Origin of the sequence: Agrococcus lahaulensis DSM 17612, assembly GCF_000425105.1 — a bacterium.
In the GTDB taxonomy this organism is placed as follows: domain Bacteria; phylum Actinomycetota; class Actinomycetes; order Actinomycetales; family Microbacteriaceae; genus Agrococcus; species Agrococcus lahaulensis.
Window position 1 is genome coordinate 185,232 of sequence record NZ_KE384304.1, and the last position, 20,409, is coordinate 205,640.

A 20,409-nucleotide genomic window follows, 5' to 3' on the forward strand; every position below is an offset into this window, starting at 1 on the left:
ATGCCGGGCCGCTCGTTGGTCGGAACATACACCGGCTCGGCTGGAGAAGTGGGGGACACCCGAGAAGTCGCGTCCCCCATCTCCTATGCTCGCGGCATGCGGCCTCCCACCGGACAGCAGTTCACGATCGCCCACGACGTCGAGGGCAAGCGGATGCGCGCGACCGTCACCGAGGTCGCGGCGGGCCTGCGCGAGCTCACGATCGAGGGGCTCGACCTCATCGAGCCGTTCCCGGAGGACGCCCGGCCGGCGAAGGCCCAGGGCATCGTGCTCGCACCGTGGGGCGGCCGTGTCGCGGGCGGCGACTGGCGGCTGCGCGGCGAGGTCCAGCGGCTGCCGATCACCGAGCGCGACAAGGGCAACGCGAGCCACGGGCTGCTGCGCTTCGCGCCCTACCGGCTGCTCGAGCAGTCCGCATCGCGGGTGCTGCTGCAGGCGACGATCTACCCGCAGGCCGGCTTCCCGTTCCTCATCGACACCTTCGTCTCGTACGAGCTCACCGACGACGGGCTCGTCGTCACGCACGAGGCGATCAACGGCGGCGCCGAGCGCGCCCCGTGGGCGTGCGGAGCGCATCCGTTCCTCGCGGTCGGCGGCACGCCCGCCGACCGCTTGACCCTCACGGTGCCCGCCGAGCGCGTCTTCAACGCCGTCGACCTGATCCCGACCGACGAGACGCTCGTGGACGCGATGGATGCGTCGGCCCCCGACCTGCGCGGAGGGCGCCGGCTGTCGGAGCTCGACATCGACCACAACTACGCCGGGCTCGAGTTCGTCGACGGCGTCGCGACGTCGTCGCTGCTCGACGAGCGCGGCCGCGGCGTCGAGCTGTGGCAGGACGACGCGTACCCGTACACGGTCGTCTTCACCCCGCGCGAGTTCCCCGCCCCGGACGGCCCCCGGCACGCGGTCGCGGTCGAGCCGATGAGCGCGCCCGCGAACGCGCTCAACTCGGGCCACGGGCTCGTGTGGCTCGAGCCGGGGGAGTCGTGGCGCGGCCGCTGGGGCATCGCGCCGGTGGGCATCTGAGTCGGCGGCATCGGAGCTCCCAGTCGGCTCCCACGCGGCTCCCACCCGCCGTGGCTAGCGTCGTCCGCATGGCCATCGACTCGAAGCTCCGCGCCCCCCTGTTCATCGCCCTCGCAGCGACGGGCACCCTCGCCCTCGCCTCGTGCTCCGGCGGCGCCGGCAATCAGCAGCCGCCGCGCTCGGCCGAGCCCGTCGCGACGTCGGCCGTGCCCGACGCGAGCGAGAGCGGGAGCGGGGCGAGCACCGAGCCGAGCGAGACCGGGCGCGGGATCGAGGGCATCGAGTCGGCGATCGCCGCGATCGAGCGTGCTGAGGAGGAGACCGGCGGCGTCGCCTACGAGATCGACAACGAGGACCAGGACCGCGCCTGGGAGATCGACATCGCCGACGGCACGCGCCAGATCACGGTGATCGTCAGCGGCGACGGCTCCTCGATCGTCTCGACCTCCGACGACGCCGAGGAGGTCGACGCCGACGACCGCGCCGCGCTCGACGCTGCCGGCATCACGCTCGTGGAGGCGCTCGAGGCAGCGGCCGACGAGATCGGCGAGAGCAGCGCCTTCGACGACGCCTCGCTCGAGGACGAGGGCGACGCGCAGGCGTGGCAGGTCTCGTTCGAGGACGGCGGCGAGGTCTTCGTCTCGATCACGGACGGCTCGATCCTCCGCGTCGACGGCGTCTGATCCTCGCGCACGGCCGCCCCGCACCGAGCGGGGCGGCCCTCGCATGCCCGCGGGGCTATAGTTGATCCCGGTACAGAAATAGCGATCGGCGGGCGCCGCCGGTGACGGGAAGCGGACAGACCATGCAAGCGAGCGGCGCGCCGATCGTCGAGCTCGCCGCCGTCTCGAAGCGCTACCGCGGTGCCGACGACCCGCGCCCGGCGCTCGACGACGTCGACCTGACGATCCGCCGGGGCGAGATCTTCGGCGTCATCGGCGAGAGCGGCGCGGGCAAGTCGACGCTGCTGCAGGTGCTCAGCGGGCTCGTCGTGCCCGACGCGGGACGCGTGACGGTCGCGGGCCGCGACGTCGGCGCGCTCGGCCGGCGCGGGCTCCGCGAGCTCCGGCGCGAGATCGGCGTCGTCTTCCAGGGCATCCACCTGCTGAGCAGCCGCACGGTCCGCGACAACGTCCGGCTCGCGCTGCAGCTCGGGCCCCGCAGCGAGCGGCCCGCACGAGCGGCGCAGGCGACGGCGATCGACGAGATGCTCGAGTTCGTGGGCCTCGGCCACCGCGCCGACCACTACCCCGCACAGCTGAGCGGCGGCGAGCGGCAGCGCGTCGGGCTCGCGCGAGCCCTCGTCGGACGACCGGCGCTGCTGCTGTGCGACGAGCCGACCTCGTCGCTCGACACCACGACGACCGCCGACGTGCTGCGGGTGCTCGAGAAGGCGCGCGACGAGCTCGGCTCGACCGTCATCGTCATCACGCACGACCTCGACGTCGTCAAGGCGCTGTGCAATCGTGCGGCGCTGCTCGAGCGCGGCGCGGTGCGGGAGCTCTTCGCGGTGGCGCGCAGCGACTACCGGTCGATGCCGAGCTACCGCGAGCAGGTCCGCCGGGAGCTGATGTAGGTGGAGTGGATCACGGCGCTGCTCGCCCAGCACGGCGACGCGATGGCGGAGGCGCTCGCCGAGACCGGCTACATGCTCGTCGTCTCGCTCCTCGCGGCCGTGCTCGTCGGGCTCCCGCTCGGCATGACGGTCTTCCTCACCGGCCGCGGCGGCCTCGCCGAGCACCGCCCGGTGTGGTCGATCGCGAACATGTACATCAACATCGTCCGCTCCTTCCCGTTCCTGCTGCTCGTCGTCTTCCTCATCCCGTTCACGCGAGCCGTCATGGGCACGAGCTTCGGCACCCAGGCCGCGACCCTCCCGCTGTGCTTCGTCGCGGTCGCGATCTACGCGCGGCTCGTCGAGCAGATCCTGCGAGAGATCCCGCCCGGCATCTCGCTCGTCGCGCGCACGATGGGCGCGACCGTGCCGCAGGCCGTGCTCCGCGTGCTGCTGCCGGAGGCGCGCTCCGGCCTCGTCTACGCGCTGACCTCCGCCGCGATCAGCCTGCTGTCGTACTCGACCGTGCTCGGCGTCGTCGGCGGCGGGGGGATCGGCGACTTCGCGATGCGCTACGGCTACCAGGAGTACAACGACGCGCTCATGTACATCACCATCGCCGTCATCGTCGTGTGCGTGCTCGCGCTGCAGGGCATCGGCCACCGCATCTCCGTGCGGCTCGACCACCGCTGAGCCGCCCCGACCTCGAACCACTGAAGAAAGCAGGACCACCGTGCCCTCCACGACCATCCGCTCCACCGCCCTCCTCGCCGCCGCGACGGCCTCCGCCCTCCTCCTCGCGGGCTGCGGTGCCCAGCAGTCGGCCGCCCCCGGCGCGACCGACGCGGCGGGCGCCGAGCCGACGACGATCCAGGTCGCCGCGGTCACGTCGCCGATGACGGATGTCGTCGAGGCGGCGGCCGAGGCGATCGGCGACGGCTTCGAGATCGAGCTCGTCGAGGTCTCGGACTACGTCACCGCGAACACGCTGCTCAACGACGGCGAGATCGACGCGAACTTCTCGCAGCACGTGCCCTACATGGAGGAGTTCAACGCCGCGAACGACGGCACGCTCACCGGGGTGCAGCCGGTCTACAACTTCGTCATCGCGTTCTACTCCAAGACGCTCGACGACATCGCCGACCTCCCGGTCGGGGCGACCGTCGCCATCCCGGACGACGCGTCGAACACCGGCCGCGCGCTCAAGCTGCTCGCGAGCGAGGGCGTCATCGAGCTCGACCCCGCGGTCGACCCCTACGAGGCGACCGTCGACGACATCGCCGCGAACCCGAAGCAGCTCGAGTTCCTGCAGCTGCCGATCAGCTCGCTCAACACCGCCTACGAGGAGGCGGACCTCGTCTTCCAGTGGCCGTCCCACATCTCGGCACTCGGGCTCAACCCCGAGGACGACGGCCTCATCACCGAGCTCGACGACCACTTCGCGCTCAACGTCGTCGTGCGCGAGGAGGACGCCGACTCCGAGGCGACCGCCGCGCTCATCGAGGCCTTCACGAGCGACGAGGTGCGCGAGGTGATCGAGTCGAATGAGACGATCGAGGTCGCCTTCTAGGCGTCACGCGGGCTCGACGGGCTGGCGGAGGATCGTCCGCCGCCTCGCCGGCTCGACCCTGCGGGCGTCGCTGAGGTAGATCTCGTGGTGGCGCCCGCGGGGGCGGAGGCCCTCGGCGGGCAGGATCTCGTCGTGGACGCGTGCGAGCACCGGACCCTCGTCGTCGAACGCGCCGACGTGGAGCGTCTGCGCGCAGCGGCCCTCCTCGAGCCGCTCGAGGCGCACGTCCGCGAGCCGGGCCGCGGCGCCCTTCGCGTCGGCCCGCTCGCGCGCCGCCTCGAGCATCGCCTCGTCGATCCAGTCGGGCTGCAGGATGAGCAGCGTCCAGTCCCACCGGGTCTTGTCGCGCGCATCCGTGAACGACGACCAGTCGTTCGCCGACCACAGCCCCTCGAGCGGCATCACGACGAAGTCGCGGTCCAGCTCCCGCTTGCTCGCCGTCTTGACCGCGTAGGCGAGCGGGTAGAGCGCCGTGACCGCCTCGGCGAAGGCCGGCCCGTTCGGGTCGCCGTGCCCGTCGATCGCGAGGTACGACAGGGGCGGCACGTCGACGAAGCGCACCTCGCCCGGCGCGGCCCGGTACGCGTCGAGCTCGCGCTTGAGGTCGACCTTGGCGTGCATCGTCCTCCTCGACGAGGGGAGTGGGCCCGGTGGGGCTCGAACCCACGACCAGCGGATTAAAAGTCCGATGCTCTACCGACTGAGCTACAGGCCCGCGCCTCAAGGATAGGTGCGCTCGAGGTGCCGAGCGCGCGCTGGGCAGGGTCAACCGCTAGGCGGATCTTCGGGCCCGCCCCCTGTCGTGCGGGTCGACCATCCGCCAGTCTTGTCGCGTCCCCGCTCCCGATGGAAGCCGCAGCCTGTGAACACGCCCGCGCGCACCGCGACCCGCACCGACGACGAGATCGACGAGACCCGCACCCTCGTCGGCGAGCCCGACCGCCAGCGGCTGCTCTCCACGACGGACACCGGGCGAGGGCTCACCGCTGCCGAGGTCGCCGAGCGCGTCGCGGACGGCCGCGTCAACCGGCTCGCGAACGCCTCGAGCCGCTCGCTCGTGTCGATCCTGCAGGCGAACCTCTTCACGCTGTTCAACCTCGTGATCGCGGTGTGCACCGCCGTGCTGCTCGTGCTCGGCCGCTGGCAGGACGCGCTCTTCTCGTTCGCCGCGATCTCGAACGTGCTCATCGGCGTCGTGCAGGAGTACAGCGCGAAGCGCAAGCTCGACGATCTCGCGCTCCTGCACGTCGCGCGCAGCACCGTGCTGCGCGACGGCGCCGAGCGCGACGTCGCGATGGAGGAGCTCGTGCAGGACGACATCCTGCTGCTGCGCCGCGGCGACCAGGTGCCCGCCGACGGCGTCATCGTCGCGACCGACGGCATCGACCTCGACGAGTCGCTCCTCACGGGCGAGTCGGAGCCGCAGCTCAAGCACGCGGGCGACGGGGTGCTCTCGGGCTCGGCCGTCTCCTCGGGCTCGGCCGCCGTGCAGCTCACGAACGTCGGCGGCGACTCGTTCGCCGCGAAGCTCACCGCCGAGGCGCGCCGCTTCTCCCTCGTGCACTCCGAGCTGCGCAGCGCGCTCAACCGGGTCGTCAAGTGGATCTCGATCGCGCTCGTGCCGCTCATCGCGATCGTGCTCAACGGCCAGATGCAGGCGCGCGGCGGCTGGGAGGCGGCGATCGCGAGCGGCGAGTGGGAGGACGCCGTCGTGCTCGCGATCGCGGCGATCTCCGCCTCGGTGCCGCAGGGACTCATCCTCATGACCTCGATCGCGTTCGCCGTCGCGGCCGTCAAGCTCGCCCGCAGCCAGGTGCTCGTGCAGGAGCTCGCGGCCGTCGAGGGCCTCGCGCGCGTCGACGTCATCTGCCTCGACAAGACCGGCACGCTCACCGAGGGCGACATCGAGCTGCTCGAGGCGACCCCGATCCTCCCCGACGGCACTGTGGCGGATGCCGTCCCGGCGACCGCGCTCGAGCGCGCGTCGGGCGCGTGGCCGCTCGCGCTCGCCTGGTTCGGCCACGACGAGAACGCGAACGCGACCGCCGCCGCGATCCGGCCGCTGCTGCCCGACCCGGCGCTGCGGCCGAGCGCGATGATCGGCTTCTCCTCGGCGCGCCGCTTGAGCGCCGTCGCGTTCGACGACGGGCCCGCGCTCGGCACGTGGGTGCTCGGCGCCCCGGAGTCGGTGCTCGGCGACGACGGCGAGAGCCCGGCCGCCCGGCGCGCGCTCGAGATCGCCGCCCTCGGTCGCCGCGCCCTCGTGCTCGGCCACGCCGCGCATCCCATCGACCCCGAGGGCGCCGAGCGGCTCGAGCTGCCGCCGCTCACCCCGGTCGCCGTGCTCGCGTTCGGCGAGCACGTGCGCGACGACGCGCCCGCGACGCTCGACTACTTCCGCGAGCAGGGCGTCGAGGTGCGCATCCTCTCGGGCGACCACCCGCGCACCGTCGGCGCCGTCGCCCGCCAGGTCGGCGTGCCGCTCGAGGGCGATGCGTTCGACGCGCGGCAGCTGCCCGCCGACCGCGAGGCGCTCGCGGCGGTGCTCGCCGAGCACCACGTGCTCGGCCGCGTGACGCCGGGCCAGAAGCGCGGCATCGTCGAGGCGCTGCAGGCGCAGGGCCGCACGGTCGCGATGACGGGCGACGGCGTCAACGACGCGCTCGCGCTCAAGACCGCCGACCTCGGCATCGCGATGGGGGAGGGCGCCGCGGCCACGAAGGCCGTCGCGAGGCTCGTGCTGCTCGACGGCCGCTTCTCGCACCTGCCGCGCGTCGTCGACGAGGGCCGACAGGTGATCGCGAACATCGAGCGCGTCTCGCGCATCTTCCTCACCAAGACGACCTACGCGTTCACGATGGCGCTCGTGTTCGGAGCGCTCCTCATGCAGTACCCGTTCCTGCCGCGGCAGCTCTCCGCGACCGACGGGCTCACGATCGGCATCCCCGCCTTCTTCCTCGCGCTCATGCCCGCCGCGACGCGCTACGTGCCCGGCTTCCTCTTCCGCAGCCTCCGGTTCACGGTGCCCTCCGGCATCACGATCGCGCTCTCGGTCGTCGCCGCGACGATGCTCGGGCGCGAGGCGGGGCTCGACGAGCGCCAGGTGCAGACCGCAGCGGTCTTCACGCTCACGGTCGGCGGGCTGTGGGTGCTCGGCATCGCGTGCCGGCCGTTCACGGCGGTGCGGGCGCTCATCGTCGCGGTCATGATCGCGGGGCTCGTGGCCGCCGTGACGGTGCCGATCGTGCGCGACTTCTTCGAGTTCCAGCTGCCGCCGACGCCCATCATCGCGTGGTCGATCGCGATCGGCCTCGCCGCGAGCGGGCTCATCGAGGTGTGGCACCGGCTCGCCCCGAAGCTGCCGCCCGCGATCGTGCGCTCGACCTAGTCGCACCTGCCGCGCACAGGCGGCATCCGCGATGATGGTGGGCGATGGCCGACGACTTCCACCGCCCCACCCGCTTCTCGAACGACTGGTTCGAGCGGATCGAGGGCGACGTCGATCCGGTGCTGCGGCTGCAGCTCGCGGCCGACACCGCGCAAGCGCTGCTCTCGCGCGTGCGCGGCGGCGCCGATCCCGAGGTGGTCGAGCGCATCCTCACCCTCGCGCGCGAGGACGGCATCGACACGGTCGCCGAGCTCTGGTCGCACGCCCGGCCGCACTCGCTGCCCGGCGCGCTGTGGCGCGTCAACCTGCTGCACGCGCTCGTGACCCAGCGCGCCGCCGAGGCGGCGGTGCTCTACCAGCACGGGGCGGATGCGCTCCAGACGGCCGCGCCGGTCGTCGCGGGCGTGCCGGCACCGGCGAGCCCCGAGGAGCTGCGCTCGCTCTCCGAGACGATCCTCCGCGGCGTCTTCACCGGCGACTTCGCGCTCGCGCTCGACCGCGCCGCCGCCTTCGCCGTCGTGACGGCCGCGGGGGCGGTCGAGTCGGCGCACGTCGACGAGCCGACGAACCCGGAGCGGGCGCGCGAGCGCACCCGCCTCGCCGCGGCGCTCACCGACGTCGCCGACGACCTGCGGGTGTGCGCGCGCCTGTGGCGCGACGACTCGCTCGCATGACCCGCCCGGCTCGCCCGACGCATCCGATCGACGCCGTAGGCTGAACCGGGTCCGCGCATGGGGCGCGGCCGGAATCGGAGATCGCCATGGCACGTCGCCCGCTCGCAGCCGCACTCGTCCTGGCCGCCGGCGCGCTCGTGCTCACCGGCTGCATCCCCGAGCCGCCGGCAATTCCGAGCTCGCCCGCGCAGCCGGCCGACCCGCAGCCCGCCGACCCGCAGCCCGTCGACCCGCAGCCCGTCGACCCCGACGCCAGCGCACCCGCCGGCGACGCGAACACGGCGCTCGGCGAGACCGTGACGGTCGACGACAACGCGGGCGACTCGTGGTCGTTCGCCGTGACCGGCATCGAGGAGAACCCGCCCCTGGAGGCCGGCTCGCCCGAGAGCGGCACGCGCTTCATCGCGCTGCTCGTCGATGGCGAGCGAGTCGAGGGAGGGGTCGACTTCTCGTCGCTGTTCTGGATCTCGGTGATCGGCAGCGACGGCGAGCAGTACGCCTGGGAGGACACGCTGCACGCGACCGCCGAGAACGACATCTTCTTCGCGGTGGATGACGCGTTCACGGGCGCGAGGGCGCTCATCCAGCTGCCGGAGGGTGTCGACCCCCAGCTCGTGGTGCTCCGCTCCGCCTACGGGTACCCCGCGGTCGACGACGTCGTCGTCGACGTGCGCTGACGCATCCCGCCATCGCGTTCGCGCTGAGCGCACGCCCAGGCGTGTCGACCTCGCGCTCGCTACGCTGGTACAGCCGGGCCGCGTAACCCCGGGCTCCAATATTCGCCGCTTCGAGCGGCCTTCCGCCGAGAGGCGTTCGCGGCCCGGCTTCATCGTTCCCGGGCGCCGCCGCGCCCCGGCCGAGTTCACCGGCTGTTCACCTCGCGGGCGGCTCCCCGCCACCCGGTCTTCCTACCGTGGTCGAGGCGCGCGGTTGCGCGCCGTCCCAGGGTCCCCAGCCCTGCACCGACCTTCCGAAGGGAACACCGTGAAGTTCACGAAGCTCGGCCGCGCTGCGGTCGTCGCCGCAGCAGGCGCGCTCCTGCTCAGCTCCTGCGCCGCCAACGAGCCGGCCGCCGACGAGAGCGCCCCCGCGGGCACGCAGGCCGCGGGTTCGACCCTCTCCGGCGACCTCGCGGGCGCGGGCGCTTCGTCGATGGGCGCGGCGCAGGAGGCCTGGATCGCCGGCTTCCAGACCGAGAACCCCGACGTCAACGTCACGTACGACCCGGCAGGCTCCGGTGCGGGCCGCGAGCAGTTCATCGCGGGCGGCGTCTCGTTCGCCGGCTCCGACGCGTACCTGAAGGACGAGGAGCTCGAGGGCGAGTTCGGCGCGTGCGTGCCCGACACCCTGCCGGTCGACCTGCCCGTCTACATCTCGCCCATCGCGGTCATCTTCAACGTCGAGGGCGTCGACTCGCTCAACATGGACGCCTCGACGATCGCGAAGATCTTCTCGGGCCAGATCACGAGCTGGGACGACCCGGCGATCGCCGAGCAGAACGAGGGCGTGACGCTGCCCGCCACCCCGATCCAGCCGGTCCACCGCTCGGACGACTCCGGCACCACCGAGAACTTCACCGAGTACCTCGCCGCGACCGCCGCCGCCGACTGGACCGAGGGCGTGTTCGAGACGTGGCCGTCGTCGGTCTACAGCACGAGCGAGGGCGCCCAGGGCACGTCGGGCGTCGTCGACGCCGTCTCGAACGGCACCGGCACGATCGGCTACGCCGACGCCTCGCGCGCCGGTGACCTCGGCACGGTCGCGCTCAAGGTCGGCGAGGAGTACGTGCCGTTCACGGCCGACGCCGCTGCCGCCGCGGTCGACGCGTCGCCGCGCGTCGAGGGTCGCCACGACGGCGACATCGCCGTCGAGCTCGACCGCACGACGACCGAGGCGGGCGTCTACCCGCTCGTGCTCATCTCCTACGCGATCGCGTGCACCGAGTACCAGGACGCCGAGGCGGGCGAGCTCGTCAAGGCGTACCTCTCCTACGTCGCGTCGGAGGAGGGCCAGGCGGCGGGTGAGGCGAACGCCGGCAACGCCCCCATCTCGGATGAGCTGCGCGAGGAGATCCTCGCGGTCGTCGGCTCGATCCAGTAGTCATACTGGTCTCAGACCCCGCGGCAACGCCGCACTCGACCGGCTGGGGCGCTCGTCGCCCCGGCCGGTCACCCATGACCGGCCCATCCCGATTCGCTGGAGCCCCATGACCACCGCAGCACCGGCCGCGACGAGAGCATCCGCCCCCAACCGTCCGGCCGACGTCATCTTCAAGGCGGTCTCGACGACCGCCGGCGTGCTCATCCTCATCGCCCTCGCCGGCGTCGCCATCTTCCTCGTCGCGCAGGCCGTGCCCGCGATCATCGGGCCGCTCCCGGAGGACGACAGCTTCTGGGCGTGGGTGTGGCCGCTGACGTTCGGCACCCTCTGGTCGGCGTTCCTCGCGATGGTGATGGCGGTGCCGATGGCGATCGCGATCGCGCTGTTCATCACGCACTTCGCGCCGCGCCGCCTCGCCTCGATCCTCGGCTACGCGATCGACCTGCTCGCGGCCATCCCGTCGGTCATCTACGGGCTGTGGGGCATCGCGGTGCTCGCCCCCTTCATGCAGCCCGCCTACACCTGGCTCGCCGACAACCTCGGCTGGATCCCTCTCTTCTCGCCGCCCGCCTCCGGCACCGGCCGCACGATCCTCACCGCGGCGATCGTGCTCGCGGTCATGGTGCTGCCGATCATCACCGCCCTCTGCCGCGAGATCTTCCTGCAGACCCCGCGCCTGAACGAGGAGGCCTCGCTCGCGCTCGGTGCGACCCGCTGGGAGATGATCCGCATGGCGGTGCTGCCGCACGGCCGCTCGGGCATCATCGCCTCCTCGATCCTCGGCCTCGGCCGCGCGCTCGGCGAGACGATGGCGGTCGCCATGGTGCTCGCCTCCGCCGGCGCGGTCACCTTCGTCGTGGTCGGCTCGCAGAACCCTTCGACGATCGCGGCGAACATCGCGCTGCGCTTCCCCGAGGCGCACGGCATCACCGTCAACATGCTCATCGGCTCCGGCCTCGTGCTCTTCGCGATCACGCTGCTGGTCAACGCGCTCTCGCGCTGGATCATCGCCAAGACGACCGTCGACGGAGGTCGCTAGACCATGACCACCACGATCAGCGCGCCCCGACAGGCGCAGAACCCGCTCACCGCCGGCCAGCTGCCGCGCTGGAGCCCCTGGGCGACCCTGCTCGGCGCGCTCCTCGTCGGCGCCGCCGTCGCGGGTCTCGTCGCAGGCGCTTCGGGCACCCAGTTCAGCATCGTCGCGACCGCCGTGATCGGCTTCGTGCTCTACCTCGTCGCCATCACCGTCGTGAGCCAGCTCATCGAGGGCGGGCGCAAGGCCACCGACCGCTTCGTCACCGGGCTCGTCACCGGCGCGTTCCTGCTCGCCCTCATCCCGCTCGTCTCACTCGTCATCACGGTCGTCGCGAACGGCATGGCGCGCTTCGACGTCGAGCTCTTCACCTACTCGATGCGCAACGTCGTCGGCGAGGGCGGCGGCGTCCTGCACGCCATCATCGGCACGCTGCTCGTGACGCTGTGGGCCGCGATCATCTCTGTGCCGGTGGGCATCTTCACCGCGATCTACCTCGTCGAGTACGCCAAGGGCAGGCTCGCGAAGGCGATCACGTTCTTCGTCGACGTCATGACGGGCATCCCCTCGATCGTCGCGGGGCTCTTCGCCTACGCGCTCTTCGCCCTCTTCTTCGGCGAGGGCGTGCGCTCGGGCATCGGCGGCGCCGTCGCCCTCAGCCTGCTCATGATCCCGACCGTCGTGCGCTCGACCGAGGAGATGCTCAAGCTCGTCCCGAACGACCTGCGCGAGGCATCCCTCGCCCTCGGCGTGCCGAAGTGGCTGACGATCGCGAAGGTCGTGCTGCCGACGGCGCTCGCCGGCATCGTGACGGGCGTGACGCTCGCCGTCGCCCGCGTCATCGGCGAGACCGCGCCGCTGCTCATCATCGCCGGCTTCACGACGAACATGAACTACAACGTGTTCGAGGGTCGCATGATGACGCTGCCCGTGTTCGCCTACAACCAGTACGTCAGCCCCGGTGTCCAGGAGCAGGCGTACTTCGACCGCGCGTGGGCCGCGGCGCTCATCCTCATCCTCATCGTGATGATCCTCAACATCGTGGCGCGACTCATCGCCCACTTCTTCGCTCCGAAGGCCGGAAGGTAACCCGCACATGTCCAAGCGCATCGAGATCAACGACCTCGACGTCTACTACGGCTCGTTCAAGGCCGTCGAGGGCGTCTCGCTCGAGATCGAGCCCCGCTCGGTCACGGCGTTCATCGGCCCCTCCGGCTGCGGCAAGTCGACCGTGCTGCGCACGATCAACCGCATGCACGAGGTGATCGCCGGCGCCTACGTCGACGGGGAGATCCTGCTCGACGGCGCCAACCTCTACGGCTCGGGCGTCGACCCGGTCAACGTGCGCCGCCAGATCGGGATGGTCTTCCAGCGCCCGAACCCGTTCCCGACGATGACGATCCGCGAGAACGTGCTCGCCGGCGTGCTGCTCAACAACCGCCGCATGTCGAAGAGCGACCAGGACGACCTCGTCGAGCGCTCGCTGCGCGGCGCGAACCTCTGGAACGAGGTGAAGGACCGCCTCGGCATCCCGGGCTCGGGTCTTTCCGGCGGCCAGCAGCAGCGCCTCTGCATCGCGCGTGCCATCGCGGTGAGCCCCGATGTGCTGCTGATGGACGAGCCGTGCTCGGCGCTCGACCCGATCTCGACGCTCGCGATCGAGGACCTCATCGAGGAGCTCAAGCAGGAGTACACGATCGTGATCGTGACCCACAACATGCAGCAGGCGAGCCGCGTCTCCGACAAGACGGCGTTCTTCAACATCGCCGGCACGGGCAAGCCGGGCAAGCTCATCGAGTACGACGAGACGACCAGGATCTTCTCGAACCCGTCGGTGCAGTCGACGGAGGACTACGTCTCCGGTCGCTTCGGCTGATCACCCGCCCGCCGCAGAGTGCCTGCACTCTGCGCGTCCGAGCGCGCAGAACCGCAGAGTGCCGGAACTCTGCGCCTCGCCCGCCGCGGCGAACGCAGAGTGCCGGAACTCTGCGCTCGGCTGAGCGCGGGGGAGCGGGCCGTCAGTCGGCCGGCGGGCCGTGCGTCTCGAGGGCGACGAGCGACGGCTCCGAGCCCGCACTCACGTGGAGCACCGTGAACTCGGCCGTGTGCAGCATCGACGCGCGGTGCGTGCGCTCCGTCTCCGCCGCATCCGTCACGTGCACGACCGCCGACACGATGTCGCCGATCACCGGCGCGTGGCTGCAGAGCACGGTGCCGCGCCGCTTCCGCACCGCCTTCGCGATGCGTCGCTCGATCTCCTCGCGCTGGCCGACGGGCCACTCCTGGCTCAGCTCGTGCCGCGCCTTCGCCTCGACCCCGAGCACCGCCTCGAGCGGCTCGACGGTCTGCAGGCACCGGAGCGCGTCGGACGAGAGGATGCGCTCGGGCCCGAAGGCGGCGATCCCGCGCGCGATCGACGCCGACTGGCGCTCGCCGCGCGACGTGAGCGGACGCGCGGCATCCTCGCCGTCGAAGGAGTAGGGATCCGCGGCCTTCCCGTGCCGCAGCGCGACGATCGGGAACGTGCGCTCCTGGCCGCGCGCGAGGCGCTCCTCGAAGCGCGCGATGATCGCGGCATCGTGCTCGTAGCTCACGCGCCGCCGCGCCTCGGCGAGCGGCAGCCAGTGCAGCGCCATGATTTCGTCGTTCGGCTCGAACGGCCCCGGGCCGGCGTCGCCGAGCGGCGCCTGCCAGTAGTAGACGACCTTGTCGCGGCCGTCGGGCAGCCGGTACTCGCTCGTGCCGAGCGGCGCGCCGAGGATCACGGCGCAGCCGGTCTCCTCCTCGATCTCGCGCGCGGCGCACTCCGGCAGCGACTCGCCCGGGTCGAGCTTGCCCTTCGGCAGCGACAGGTCGCGGTGCTGCGTGCGCTCGACGAGCAGCGCCTCGACGCCGTGCTCGCCCCGCCGCCAGACGAGGGCGCCTGCGGCGAGCACGGGCGGGCCGGCCGGAGCCGGGCTCACCGGCTGCCCGCGCGTTTGCGGCGCTGGATCTGGATCATGCGGTCGCGGTGCAGGTCGTCGAGCGGCGCGCCGTCGTCGTCGTAGAAGCGGCGCGTCCACGTGCCGTCGGCCTCCGCCCACCACGACGCCGTCTGCGGCGACATCGCGCGGTCGAAGTGCTGCGAGATGTCGCGCATGTGCTCGGTCGAGGTGAGCTGGATGAGCGCCTCGACGCGGCGGTCGAGGTTGCGGTGCATCATGTCGGCCGAGCCGATGAAGACCTCCTCGGCGCCGTCGTTCCAGAAGGCGAAGACCCGCGAGTGCTCGAGGTAGCGCCCGACGATCGAACGCACCGTGATGTTCTCGCTCAGCCCCGGCACGCCCGGCTTGATCGAGCAGATGCCGCGCACCCAGATCTGCACCTCGACGCCCGCGCGGCTCGCGCGGTAGAGCGCGTCGATGAGCTGCTCGTCGACGATCGCGTTGATCTTGAAGCGGATGCGCGCCTTCCGGCCGGCCTCGGCGGCCTCCGTCTCGCGCTCGATGCGGTCGAGCAGCCCCTTGCGCAAGTGGCGCGGGGCGACGAGCAGCCGCTGGTACGACTTCTCCTTCGCGTAGCCGGAGAGCTCGTTGAAGAGCCGCGTGATGTCGCGACCGACCTGGTCGTTGTCGGTGAAGAGCCCGAAGTCCTCGTAGATGCGGCTCGTCTTCGGGTTGTAGTTGCCGGTGCCGATGTGGCAGTAGTGGCGCAGCCGCCCCTGCTCGCGGCGCACGATGAGCATGAGCTTGCAGTGCGTCTTGAGGCCGACGATGCCGTAGACGACATGCACGCCCGCGCGCTCGAGCTGCTTCGCCCAGCGGATGTTCGCCTGCTCGTCGAAGCGCGCCTTCACCTCCACGAGGGCGAGCACCTGCTTGCCGGCCGCGGCCGCGCGGATGAGCGCCGCCACGACGGGGGAGTCGCCAGAGGTGCGGTAGAGCGTCTGCTTGATCGCGAGCACGTCCGGGTCGTCGGCCGCCTGCTCGAGCAGCGCCTGCACGCTCGTCGCGAACGACTCGTAGGGGTGGTGCACGAGCACGTCCTTGCGCGTGATCGCCGCGAAGAGGTCGGGTTTCTCGTCCTGGTCGCCGGGCAGGAACGGCGCCGCGGTGACGGGCACGCGCTTCGTGTAGCGCAGGTCGGGCCGGTCGATGCCCGCGAGCTGGAAGAGCCCGGTGAGGTCGAGCAGCCCCGGCAGCCGGTAGACCTCGTGCTCGGTGATGCCGAGCTCGTCGACGAGCAGGTCGAGCGTGTCTGCGTCGATGTCCTCCGCGACCTCGAGCCGGATGGGCGGCCCGAACTTGCGCCGCGAGAGCTCCTCCTCGAGCGCGCTGATGAGGTTCTCGGTGTCGTCCTCGTCGATCGAGACGTCCTCGTTGCGCGTGACGCGGAAGACGTGGTGGTCGATGATGCTCATCCCCGAGAAGACCTCGTCGAGGTTGTTCGCGATCAGCTCCTCGAGCGGCAGGAAGCGCTGCGCGCCGTCGGGCGCGCGCGAGAGCTCGATGAAGCGCGGCAGCACCGCCGGCGCCTTGAGCCGCGCGAACTGCGGCTCGTCCTCGCCCGGCACCTGCACGCGCACCGCGAGGTTGAGCGAGAGCCCGGAGATGTAGGGGAACGGATGCGCGGGGTCGACCGCGAGCGGCATGAGGACGGGGAAGATCTCGGCCTCGAAGCGCGCCGACATCGCCGCGCGCTCGGCGTCGGTGAGGTCGCGCCACGTGACGACGTGGATGCCGGCCTCGGCGAGGTCGACCTGGAAGGACTCGCGCGCCGCGAGCGCGTGCCGCAGCTGCAGTTCGTGCGCGCGCTGCACGACGGCGTGCAGCAGCTCCTGCGGCGAGCGGCCCACGTTCGTCGGCACGGCGAGCCCCGTCGCGATGCGGCGCTTGAGGCCCGCGACCCGCACCATGAAGAACTCGTCGAGGTTCGAGGCGAAAATCGCGAGGAAGTTGGCGCGCTCGAGCAGCGGCACGCGCGGGTCCTCGCCCATCTCGAGCACGCGCTCGTTGAAGGCGAGCCAGGAGAGCTCGCGGTCGAGGAAGCGGTCGGCGGGCAGGCCGTCCTCGGTCGCGGTGCCCTGCAGCTCCGCCGACCAGCTCGACTCGTCGTCGTAGTCGTCGAAGTCCGCCTTGTTGGCGTCGTGGAAGCTGCGCTCCTCGCCGAGCATGCGCGCCGGGCGCTCGCGGAGCGCCTCGGAGCTCGCGGGAGCGCTGGTCGCGGTGCTGTCGGTCATGGCGCCATCCTCTCAACCCGAGGTGCCATCGTCCTGGGTGGTCGCCCGGCGCCGCCATCGCACGTCGATCGCCCACTGCGAGAATCCTGCCCGCCGGTAGAGCCCGAGCGCAGCCTCGTTGTCGCCCTCGACGTACAGGTGGGCCGTCGTCGCGCCCACCGCGCGCATCCGCGCGAACGCGGCCTCGAGCATCCTCCGCCCGATGCCCGCGCCCTGCCGCCCGGGCGCGACGCCCAGCACGTAGAGCTCGGCGACGTCGCCGTCGGGCTTGACCCATGCGAAGCCGTCGAGGCCCGCCACGCCCGGCAGCACGACGAGGTTCGCGTCGTCGTGCCACGGCTCGGCCATGCGGTCGGCGAGGTCGCTCGCGCTCATGCGCCCCTGCTCGGGGTGGTCGGCGAACGCGGCGGCGTTGAGGGCGAGCAGGGCGGATGCGTCGTCGGGCTCGAACGCGCGCACGCCGTCGGGCAGGCGGTCGGGCGCCGCGCCGTCGGCGGCGGGCGGCACGGGGGAGCGCAGCTGCAGCAGCTCGCGCACGCGCCGCATGCCGAGCCGCTCGGCGATCGCGCGCGCCGCGGGCAGGTCGCCGTGCGCCCACGCGTCGAAGTCGCCGAGCTCGGCGGCGACGCGCTCGGCGAGCGCGAGCCCGAGCCCGCGGCCGCGGTGCTCGGGGTGCACGGCGAGCTCGACCTCGCGGTCGGCGTCGCTCACGACCGCGAGCGCGGTCTCGTCGCCGATGGCGCGCCGCTGCCCGCGGGCGAGCTCGACGAGCGCCTGGTCGTTGAAGGGCGGCATGCCGTCGTGCGCGGCGCACGCGGCGCCGAGGGCGCGGGCGATGTCGATCATGCGGTCTCCAGGTCGAATCGGTAGCCGACGCCGCGCACGGTGCCGATGAGCCCCTCGAGGTCGCCGAGCTTCGCGCGCAGCCGCCGCACGTGCACGTCGACGGTGCGCGTGCCGCCGAAGTAGTCGTAGCCCCACACCTCGCTCAGCAGCTGCTCGCGCGTGAAGACGCGCGAGGGGTGCGCGGCGAGGAACCGCAGCAGCTCGAACTCCTTGTAGGTGAGGTCGACGGGGCGGCCGTCGACGCGCGCCTGGTAGCTCGCCTCGTCGATGGTGAGCCCGCTCGCGACGATGGGCTTGGCCTCGGCGCGGGCGCTCAGGGCGAGGCGGATGCGCGCCTCGAGCTCGGCGGGACCGGCGGAGTCGAGCACGACGTCGGTCACGCCCCACTCGCCGCTCACGGCCGCGAAGCCGCCCTCGGAGAGCACGAGCAGCACGGGCGCCGCGTCGCGGTCGAGCAGCCGGCACAGCGCCTTCGCGCTCGCGAGCTCGACCGCGCCGTCGACGACGAGCACGTCGGCGGCGGGCGCGTGCGCGACGGCCTCCGCCGTGCCGGGGAGCGTCGTCACGCGGTGCTCCAGCAGCTCGAGACTGGGCAGCGCTCCCCGATCGCGGCGGGTGAAGATCACGACGTGCGCCATCAAGCCTCCTGCCGGTTCCGATCCTAGGGTCTGCGCGGAGCGCCTCCCGACGGCGCCGCCGCGGCCGCCGGCCGGCCCCTGTTCGACCGCCACAGGCGACTGCGGCATGATGAGGCCATGGCGAGCAGGGCCACGTCGTGGCGGTGGGGGAGCGTGTGGCCCGTGTGGCTGCTCGCGGCCATCGGCGCGATCGCGGTCGGCGTCCTGCAGCCCTCCGACGGCATCGTGTGGATGCCGATCGTGCTGGGCTTCTGCACGCTCACGGCCTTCGCGATCCAGCTCGGCGGGCCGACGGAGCCCGGGCTCGTCGCGCGGCTCTCGGCGGCGGTGTTCGGCTCGGTCGTCGTGCTCGCGATCGCCTCCGCCGTGCTCGTGCCGCTCACCCACCTGCTCTAGCGCCCGCGCGCGCTCGGGGCGCGGGGGTAGGATCGAGCCATGGACGCCATCCCCATCATCGCCTTCGAGATCTTCTACCTCGGCCTGCTCGGGCTCGCCATGGTCGCGATCCTCGGCGTCTCCTACGTGGTGATCCGCAACCTCTTCAAGGGCCAGCGCTAGCGCGGTGCTCGAGCTCGACCCCACGCTGCCCGCGGAGCTCGGCCCGCTCCAGTGGCTCGTCGGCGACTGGGAGGGCACCGGCGTGCTCTCCTTCCCGGTCGGCGACCGCACGGTCGAGCACGAGTTCGGCCAGCGCGTCTCCTTCGCCCACCACGGGCATCCCTACCTCTCGTACGAGGCCTACGCATGGCTGCTCGATGACGAGCTGACGCCGCTCGCGGCCGAGACCGGGTTCTGGCGGCTCGCGCGCCCCGCCGAGGCCGCCGACCCTGGACCCGGCATGCTGCCGCCCGAGGGCGAGCCGGCGTTCGGCACGCTCGACGCGGTCGAGTCGCTCCGCCGCCCCGACGGCGCCTTCGACATCCAGGCGCTCATCGCCCACCCCGCGGGCGTCGCCGAGCTCTACCTGGGCACGATCGCCGGCCCCCGCATCGACCTCGCGACCGACGCGGTGCTGCGAGGCGCGAGCGCGAAGGAGCACACCGCATCCACCCGCATGCTCGGGCTCGTCGAGGGCCACCTGCTGTGGGCGTGGGACCTCGCGGCGCTCGGCCGCGGGCTCGAGAGCCACGCTTCCGCCCGGCTCGGGCGCGTCACGCCCGCGGGCGGCGACGAGGGGTGAGCGTGCTCGCGACGATCGCGTCGCGCATCCCCGGCGCGGTGCTCGACGAGGCCACCGGCGTGCCGCTGCACGTCGGCAACCCGATGGCCGAGCAGCGCAGGCTCCGCGCCGGCGCCCTCGTGCTGCTGCCACGCGACGTGCTGCGGCTGACCGGGCCCGACACGCTGCCGTGGCTCGACTCGATCTCGAGCCAGGCGATCGCGGCGCTCGCCGACGGCGCCTCGAGCGAGACGCTCGTGCTGTCGCCCGAGGGCCGGATCGAGCACGCGCTGCGGCTGCGGCGCGACGGCGACGCGCTGTGGGTGATCGTCGACGCCGGCAGCGGCGACGCGCTCGAGACCTGGCTGACGCGGATGCGCTTCTTCAAGCAGGTCGAGATCGAGCGTCCCGAGGCGGTCGTCGTGGGCACCGCGGGGGAGCCCGCCGGCGCGGTCGCGTGGCGCGACGCCTGGCCGGAGGTCGCGCCCGGCGGCGTGCGCTACGGCGAGCCGACGGGCGAGCCGTGGAGCTGGTCGGAGTCGGTGCTCACCCCTTCCGAGGCTGCCGGGCTCGAGCCGGAGCGCTTCGTCGGCTCGCTCGCGGCCGAGGCGCTGCGCATCGCGGCAGGCCGGCCGGGTCTCGCGGAGGTCGACGAGCGCTCCATCCCGCACGAGCTCGACTGGCTGACGACCGCGGTGCACCTGCAGAAGGGCTGCTACCGCGGGCAGGAGACGGTTGCGAAGGTGCACAACCTCGGCGCGCCGCCGCGCCGCGTCGTGCTGCTGCACCTCGACGGCTCGCAGAACGCGCCCGTCGCGGCGGGCGACGCCGTGCTCGCGGGCGACAAGGAGGTCGGCGCGGTGACGTCCGCGGCGATCCACGACGAGCTGGGCCCGATCGCGCTCGCGGTCGTGAAGCGCTCGGCTCCCGCCGACGGCGACCTCGTCGTGCGCTCCGCGGAGGGCGTCGACGTCGCGGCCGGGCAGCAGGTGTTGGTGCCGCCGAGCGCGGGCCACGCGAACCGCCCGCCGCGGCTGCCGCGGCTTGGCGCGGTCAAGCGCCCGACGCGCCCCGACGCTCCGCCCGCGTAGCGCGCCCGCTCGCGTCGCCTCGCGCCGAGCGCCTCTGCTGCGCCTAGCCGAACGGACCCGTCCTCGGCACGCGGCGACTCGACCCATTCCCGTCGACTCGACCCC

General features: G+C 72.5%; 21 protein-coding genes and 1 tRNA gene. 16 read left to right on the forward strand and 6 right to left on the reverse strand.

Annotation, left to right across the window (positions count from 1 at the left end):
* Positions 1-96: 96 nt before the first annotated feature.
* The 5 genes from H508_RS0112480 (at position 97) to H508_RS0112500 (ending at position 4,154) form a co-directional block, all read left to right on the forward strand.
* Complete coding sequence (locus tag H508_RS0112480; RefSeq protein WP_026374296.1) at positions 97-1,029, forward strand: aldose 1-epimerase family protein; 933 nt, start codon at positions 97-99, stop codon at positions 1,027-1,029.
* A gap of 68 nt (positions 1,030-1,097) precedes the next feature.
* Positions 1,098-1,712, forward strand: a complete 615-nt coding sequence (locus H508_RS0112485) for a PepSY domain-containing protein (protein WP_026374297.1) — start codon at positions 1,098-1,100, stop codon at positions 1,710-1,712.
* A 122-nt stretch (positions 1,713-1,834) separates the two neighbouring features.
* Positions 1,835-2,605 (forward strand): methionine ABC transporter ATP-binding protein, encoded by a 771-nt coding sequence (locus H508_RS16320; RefSeq protein ID WP_051223424.1) that lies wholly within the window; start codon positions 1,835-1,837, stop codon positions 2,603-2,605.
* Complete coding sequence (locus H508_RS0112495; protein ID WP_245569528.1) at positions 2,606-3,277, forward strand: methionine ABC transporter permease; 672 nt, start codon at positions 2,606-2,608, stop codon at positions 3,275-3,277.
* Between the two features lie 40 nt (positions 3,278-3,317).
* Positions 3,318-4,154, forward strand: coding sequence for a MetQ/NlpA family ABC transporter substrate-binding protein (locus tag H508_RS0112500; protein ID WP_026374299.1), 837 nt, complete (start codon positions 3,318-3,320; stop codon positions 4,152-4,154).
* Positions 4,155-4,157: 3 nt separating this feature from the next.
* On the opposite strand, the gene H508_RS0112505 is transcribed toward H508_RS0112500, so the two are convergent.
* Together H508_RS0112505 and H508_RS0112510 are read right to left on the reverse strand one after the other, a co-directional pair.
* Positions 4,158-4,775 (reverse strand): GyrI-like domain-containing protein, encoded by a 618-nt coding sequence (locus tag H508_RS0112505; RefSeq protein WP_026374300.1) that lies wholly within the window; start codon positions 4,773-4,775, stop codon positions 4,158-4,160.
* A 21-nt stretch (positions 4,776-4,796) separates the two neighbouring features.
* A tRNA-Lys gene (locus H508_RS0112510) sits at positions 4,797-4,869 on the reverse strand.
* A 147-nt stretch (positions 4,870-5,016) separates the two neighbouring features.
* On the opposite strand from H508_RS0112510, the gene H508_RS16325 reads away from it, so the two are divergent.
* From H508_RS16325 to pstB, 7 genes are all read left to right on the forward strand, one after another.
* The gene (locus H508_RS16325; protein WP_245569529.1) at positions 5,017-7,542 is read left to right on the forward strand and encodes an HAD-IC family P-type ATPase; all 2,526 of its coding nucleotides are present in this window, start codon (positions 5,017-5,019) and stop codon (positions 7,540-7,542) included.
* A gap of 44 nt (positions 7,543-7,586) precedes the next feature.
* Positions 7,587-8,216, forward strand: a complete 630-nt coding sequence (locus tag H508_RS16330) for a hypothetical protein (protein ID WP_035255019.1) — start codon at positions 7,587-7,589, stop codon at positions 8,214-8,216.
* 86 nt (positions 8,217-8,302) lie between these two features.
* Complete coding sequence (locus H508_RS0112525; RefSeq protein ID WP_026374301.1) at positions 8,303-8,893, forward strand: hypothetical protein; 591 nt, start codon at positions 8,303-8,305, stop codon at positions 8,891-8,893.
* A gap of 307 nt (positions 8,894-9,200) precedes the next feature.
* Positions 9,201-10,316, forward strand: a complete 1,116-nt coding sequence (locus H508_RS0112530) for a phosphate ABC transporter substrate-binding protein PstS (protein WP_026374302.1) — start codon at positions 9,201-9,203, stop codon at positions 10,314-10,316.
* 106 nt (positions 10,317-10,422) lie between these two features.
* Positions 10,423-11,355, forward strand: coding sequence for a phosphate ABC transporter permease subunit PstC (gene pstC / locus H508_RS0112535; protein WP_026374303.1), 933 nt, complete (start codon positions 10,423-10,425; stop codon positions 11,353-11,355).
* A 3-nt stretch (positions 11,356-11,358) separates the two neighbouring features.
* The gene (gene pstA / locus H508_RS0112540) at positions 11,359-12,441 is read left to right on the forward strand and encodes a phosphate ABC transporter permease PstA (protein ID WP_026374304.1); all 1,083 of its coding nucleotides are present in this window, start codon (positions 11,359-11,361) and stop codon (positions 12,439-12,441) included.
* A gap of 7 nt (positions 12,442-12,448) precedes the next feature.
* Positions 12,449-13,228: a phosphate ABC transporter ATP-binding protein PstB gene (gene pstB, locus H508_RS0112545; protein WP_026374305.1), complete on the forward strand. Its 780-nt coding sequence runs from the start codon at positions 12,449-12,451 to the stop codon at positions 13,226-13,228.
* Positions 13,229-13,370: 142 nt separating this feature from the next.
* On the opposite strand, the gene H508_RS0112550 is transcribed toward pstB, so the two are convergent.
* From H508_RS0112550 to H508_RS0112565, 4 genes are all read right to left on the reverse strand, one after another.
* Positions 13,371-14,315 carry an NUDIX hydrolase gene (locus tag H508_RS0112550; RefSeq protein WP_026374306.1) on the reverse strand — a complete coding sequence of 315 codons (945 nt, stop codon included), beginning with the start codon at positions 14,313-14,315 and terminating at the stop codon, positions 13,371-13,373.
* Complete coding sequence (locus H508_RS0112555; RefSeq protein ID WP_026374307.1) at positions 14,312-16,504, reverse strand: RNA degradosome polyphosphate kinase; 2,193 nt, start codon at positions 16,502-16,504, stop codon at positions 14,312-14,314. The genes H508_RS0112550 and H508_RS0112555 overlap by 4 nt, the downstream gene beginning before the upstream one ends.
* 78 nt (positions 16,505-16,582) lie before the next feature.
* Positions 16,583-17,416 (reverse strand): mycothiol synthase, encoded by an 834-nt coding sequence (mshD, locus tag H508_RS16335; protein WP_051223425.1) that lies wholly within the window; start codon positions 17,414-17,416, stop codon positions 16,583-16,585.
* Entirely contained in the window at positions 17,413-18,054 is a 642-nt protein-coding gene (locus H508_RS0112565; RefSeq protein ID WP_026374308.1) for a winged helix-turn-helix domain-containing protein, read from the reverse strand. Before H508_RS0112565 ends, mshD begins: the two co-directional genes overlap by 4 nt.
* 117 nt (positions 18,055-18,171) lie before the next feature.
* Here H508_RS0112565 and H508_RS0112570 point away from each other — a divergent pair, with 117 nt between their 5' ends.
* From H508_RS0112570 to ygfZ, 4 genes are read left to right on the forward strand one after another with little or no spacing between them, the layout of a single operon-like run.
* Complete coding sequence (locus H508_RS0112570; RefSeq protein ID WP_026374309.1) at positions 18,172-18,450, forward strand: hypothetical protein; 279 nt, start codon at positions 18,172-18,174, stop codon at positions 18,448-18,450.
* Between the two features lie 39 nt (positions 18,451-18,489).
* Entirely contained in the window at positions 18,490-18,612 is a 123-nt protein-coding gene (locus H508_RS17965) for a hypothetical protein (RefSeq protein ID WP_035255022.1), read from the forward strand.
* A gap of 4 nt (positions 18,613-18,616) precedes the next feature.
* Positions 18,617-19,234 (forward strand): heme-binding beta-barrel domain-containing protein, encoded by a 618-nt coding sequence (locus H508_RS0112580; protein ID WP_026374311.1) that lies wholly within the window; start codon positions 18,617-18,619, stop codon positions 19,232-19,234.
* A gap of 2 nt (positions 19,235-19,236) precedes the next feature.
* Positions 19,237-20,304: a CAF17-like 4Fe-4S cluster assembly/insertion protein YgfZ gene (ygfZ, locus tag H508_RS0112585; protein ID WP_245569531.1), complete on the forward strand. Its 1,068-nt coding sequence runs from the start codon at positions 19,237-19,239 to the stop codon at positions 20,302-20,304.
* The last annotated feature ends 105 nt before the right edge of the window (positions 20,305-20,409 follow it).

Coding starts and splice junctions, on each gene's coding strand:
- H508_RS0112480 (WP_026374296.1), top strand. CDS start 97: ATGCGGCCTCCCACCGGACAGCAGTTCACGATCGCCCACGACGTCGAG.
- H508_RS0112485 (WP_026374297.1), top strand. CDS start 1,098: ATGGCCATCGACTCGAAGCTCCGCGCCCCCCTGTTCATCGCCCTCGCA.
- H508_RS16320 (WP_051223424.1), top strand. CDS start 1,835: ATGCAAGCGAGCGGCGCGCCGATCGTCGAGCTCGCCGCCGTCTCGAAG.
- H508_RS0112505 (WP_026374300.1), bottom strand. CDS start 4,775: ATGCACGCCAAGGTCGACCTCAAGCGCGAGCTCGACGCGTACCGGGCC.
- H508_RS16330 (WP_035255019.1), top strand. CDS start 7,587: ATGGCCGACGACTTCCACCGCCCCACCCGCTTCTCGAACGACTGGTTC.
- H508_RS0112525 (WP_026374301.1), top strand. CDS start 8,303: ATGGCACGTCGCCCGCTCGCAGCCGCACTCGTCCTGGCCGCCGGCGCG.
- pstC (WP_026374303.1), top strand. CDS start 10,423: ATGACCACCGCAGCACCGGCCGCGACGAGAGCATCCGCCCCCAACCGT.
- pstA (WP_026374304.1), top strand. CDS start 11,359: ATGACCACCACGATCAGCGCGCCCCGACAGGCGCAGAACCCGCTCACC.
- pstB (WP_026374305.1), top strand. CDS start 12,449: ATGTCCAAGCGCATCGAGATCAACGACCTCGACGTCTACTACGGCTCG.
- H508_RS0112555 (WP_026374307.1), bottom strand. CDS start 16,504: ATGCTCGGCGAGGAGCGCAGCTTCCACGACGCCAACAAGGCGGACTTC.
- mshD (WP_051223425.1), bottom strand. CDS start 17,416: ATGATCGACATCGCCCGCGCCCTCGGCGCCGCGTGCGCCGCGCACGAC.
- H508_RS0112565 (WP_026374308.1), bottom strand. CDS start 18,054: ATGGCGCACGTCGTGATCTTCACCCGCCGCGATCGGGGAGCGCTGCCC.
- H508_RS0112570 (WP_026374309.1), top strand. CDS start 18,172: ATGGCGAGCAGGGCCACGTCGTGGCGGTGGGGGAGCGTGTGGCCCGTG.
- H508_RS17965 (WP_035255022.1), top strand. CDS start 18,490: ATGGACGCCATCCCCATCATCGCCTTCGAGATCTTCTACCTCGGCCTG.